Here is a 3,798-nt window from a genome sequence, read left to right on the forward strand (position 1 = left end):
TCTGATACTACCTCGCCTTTTTCTTTTTTTCTTACTATTATTTCAAAATCCATTTGATACCTGTATTGTTTTAGGTCAAAGGTTAGCACTTTTCCTATTTATACGCTATCTAATATTTATGCTTCCTGAATACATTCAAGCTTTCTATAATTCTTTTAGAAGACATTCTTTTACAAATTATTATTCACCTAATAATTTTGAAATGTTATACTTCAATTTATTTAAAAATGTTGCTTAACTTTGACTCCTTGTTTTGGGGGTCACTTCAATTGATATCTTGTTATTAACCCCTTGTCTTAGTCCACATATTTTATTGTATTTATCTATAAATACGTTGCTCTCGTGATAATACAGTGTCTAAGGTTAAGAAAAGGTAGTTCATATCTAAAATTAATTCTTGCATATGTAAATATATGTAAATATATTACCCTAGTCTTACATATGTAAATATATGTAAATATATGTAAATATATTACCCTAGTCTTACATATGTAAATATTGTATTTTAGAGATATTAAGAAATTAAAATTATATGGAGGAATAGATATGAAATCATGGCAACAGGTTCTTATTGGTCTTATGTTGGGTGGGGTAGTTGGCGTATTTTTAGGACCAGATGCTAAGCATTTTAGTTACTTGGGGATGATTTTTTTAAACCTAATCAAAATGGTTACCATACCAATGATTTTTTTCACCATCATATATGGTATGACCAGTATCGAAAGTACCGATGGTTTGCGCAGGATTGGCATCAAGGCTATAATAACATTTATTTCAACATCTTTATTAGCTGTTTCAGTGGGTTTATTGGTTGCTAAAGTATTTAAACCAGGAATTGGCATATCACCAACTGTTTTAAATCAATTCAAAGGATCTAAAAATTTACCCGCTGTAGATTCTTTATCTATCCCAGAGATTTTAATAGACTTAATCCCTACTAATATCGTTACTGCCATGGCAGGGGGACATATATTGCAAGTTATAGTCTTTGCTTTGTTTATAGGGACAATGATGAATATCAAAAAGAAAGAATGTCCAGAATTGATAAAAACTTGCCAACAAATTGCATTATTGTTTTTTAAAGTGATTCAAACAATAATGTATATTGCCCCTATTGGTGTATTTGGTTATATAGCTGCCATAGTTGGTACAGAAGGGTTGGGAATATTATTTGCTCTTGGTAAACTTGTTGTAACGATTGGGGTTGGGTGTTTGATTCAATATTTATTATTCGGTGTTCTAATAATTCTTTTTTCTAGAATTTCACCGATACCATTTTATCGTAAAATAATAGGACCACAATTAATTGCTTTTGCGACAAGCAGCTCTAAAGCCACATTAGTCCCACTGATGGACGCTATTGAAACAAAAATTGGTGTTTCCAGGCAAAGTAGTCGCTTCTTACTCCCATTATCTGCTGCTTTAAACATGGATGGTGGTGCTATTTATCAAGGTGCATGTGCGGTGTTTTTTGCTCAAATGATGGGGATAGATCTTTCGATGGGGCAATATATTGTGTTGTTCTTTATGTGTACACTTGCATCGATCGGTGGAGCTGGTATTCCTGGAGGTGTATTATTATTCCTTGGCATGGTGCTAAATTCAGTTGGGTTACCAATAGAAGGTGTTCTTTTGGTCGCAAGTGTTGATCGATTGCTTGATATGATGACGACTGTTATAAATATAACCGGTTGTGCTTGTGTCACCGTTTTAATCGATCGTTCAGAGAAAACATTAGATATTAAAATGTATAACGAAATATCGCCTAAAGGATCATAGAACATGATCATTCTTCGGTTAATTAGTATGAGTAACTTTATTGTACAGATACCAAAGGTAAAAAATAGCCAAGAAAAAGCTGATAAATATCAATACTATAGGGAAAAATTTCGATGTAAGATGAGTAAGGCAAGAAAATGGCAAAAAGAAAAGTGCAAGGTGACAAACTGGGGAATTTGTAATAAAGACCTGAAAAATAGGTGGATTCATAGATCTTTAATTTGTACAACAAAGTTTTTTTTAAAAATCTACCAAATTTTTATTGCTTTTGCGAAAGTCGTGCTTTATTGTCAGCAGCTTCTTAAACTTAAGGTGATATAGTTAATGACCAGAGCAATTCACAACAGAAATTCCAAATTTATCAAAGATGGTAACTATAAACGCTCATTAAAGGACAGGCATATTCAATTGATTGCGCTAGGAGGTATTATTGGTTCAGGGTATTTTCTTGGGACTGGGGAAGTTATCAACCAAGTTGGTCCATCCGCTTGTCTTGGATATATATTTGGCGGGTTAATAGTCTTTCTCGTTATGTTATGTATGGGAGAGCTGTCTGTTGCTATCCCGATATCAGGATCATTTGTTACTTATACAGCTGATCTTATTTCACCTAGAATAGCTTGTGGAGTTGGCTGGTCTTATTGGATTAGCTGGATAATGTATATTCCAGCTGAATGTATTGCTGGTGGCATTATAATGGAGTATTTTACTGGCATTAATGGATATGTTTGGGCTGTGCTTTTCGGGCTTATCATTACATGGATAAATATAACTGAAGTGTCAATGTTTGGTGAAGTTGAATTTTGGTTGTCTTTGATCAAGATTGTTGCTCTTATGGCTTTTGTAGTGATAGCAATTCTAATCTTCTTTGGCTTTATACATGGTGATCAACCTTCTGAAATCATTGGTGGAAAATTCATTCTTGACCAAGGAGGGTTATTTCCTAATGGCATTCCAGTCGTATTGACTATAATGGTTATATTATTAGTAAATTATCAAGGTTCTGAAATTGTAGGTCTTGCAGCTGGTGAATCTGCTAATCCTTCAAAAATGATACCTCACGCAATAACAAATGTTACTCTAAGAATTCTTTTTATCTACATTGTCCCAGTATTGTGCCTAGTATTAATTTTTCCTTGGAATAAGGCAAATTTGGACCATATTGTATTTGCCGATGCATTAAATTATTACGGATTGACTTGGGCTGGAGCAATTGCAAGTTTCGTGACCCTTACAGCAGCAATTTCTTGCGCTAATTCAGGATTATATGGTATTGTACGGGCGCTGAATGCTTTAGCCCGTGAAGGGATGGCACCTCGCAAATTAGCTTTACTCAATCATAATGGGGTTCCACAAAATGCGGTCATTGTTACATTAGTGGCTATTTGGTTAGTAATTGCTCTTGCTTATTTTTTCGGGCAATCAACAATATATATTTCTCTACTGTTAGTTTCTGGCTTTACAGGATTAATGGCATGGATATCTATTTGTTGGGCTCAAATCAATTTTCGCAAACGGTTATATAAGGCAGGTTACACTACTAGGGATTTAAAATTTAAAACACCATTATCTCCATATACAGGTATTACTGCGATTATTCTTATGGTGGGTTGCTTAATGTTTTTATTATTAAATGATAACTATGAATATAAAATTGCATTTATTATTGGAATTATTAGTTTTGTGGTACCTGTGCTTATACACAAATTTCATAGTAAGCGTGTAGATCATAAAAAAGAAGATGACGCCAATAGACCATTACAATTTAAAGATATTTTCCCAAAGCGAATTTAATGCACAAGTTGGATTGAAGTGAATCCCAAAACATGGAGTGAAAGTTAAACAACATGTACATAATTCATAATATAGTATTTTAAAATTATTAAAGACCATTGGAAGCATAAATATTAGATAGCGTATAAATAGGAAAAGTGCTAACCTTTGACCTAAAACAATACAGGTATCAAATGGATTTTGAAATAATAGTAAGAAAAAAAGAAAAAGGCGAGGTAGTATCAG

2 protein-coding genes are annotated in these 3,798 nt (G+C 33.3%); both read left to right on the forward strand.

Annotation, left to right across the window (positions count from 1 at the left end; all coding sequences use genetic code 11):
* The first annotated feature begins 498 nt into the window (after positions 1-498).
* A complete protein-coding gene (locus L8D11_RS04045; RefSeq protein ID WP_236870393.1) occupies positions 499-1,779 on the forward strand; it encodes a dicarboxylate/amino acid:cation symporter in 1,281 nt (426 codons plus the stop codon).
* Positions 1,780-2,103: 324 nt separating this feature from the next.
* Positions 2,104-3,573, forward strand: a complete 1,470-nt coding sequence (locus L8D11_RS04050; RefSeq protein ID WP_236870394.1) for an amino acid permease — start codon at positions 2,104-2,106, stop codon at positions 3,571-3,573.
* Positions 3,574-3,798 lie beyond the last annotated feature (225 nt).

Source organism: Candidatus Bandiella numerosa, assembly GCF_021811875.1.
Taxonomy (GTDB): Bacteria; Pseudomonadota; Alphaproteobacteria; order Rickettsiales; family Midichloriaceae; genus Aquirickettsia; species Aquirickettsia numerosa_A.

Excerpts from the sequence above, each read along its gene's own strand:
- L8D11_RS04050 (WP_236870394.1), top strand. The coding sequence starts at position 2,104 with ATGACCAGAGCAATTCACAACAGAAATTCCAAATTTATCAAAGATGGT.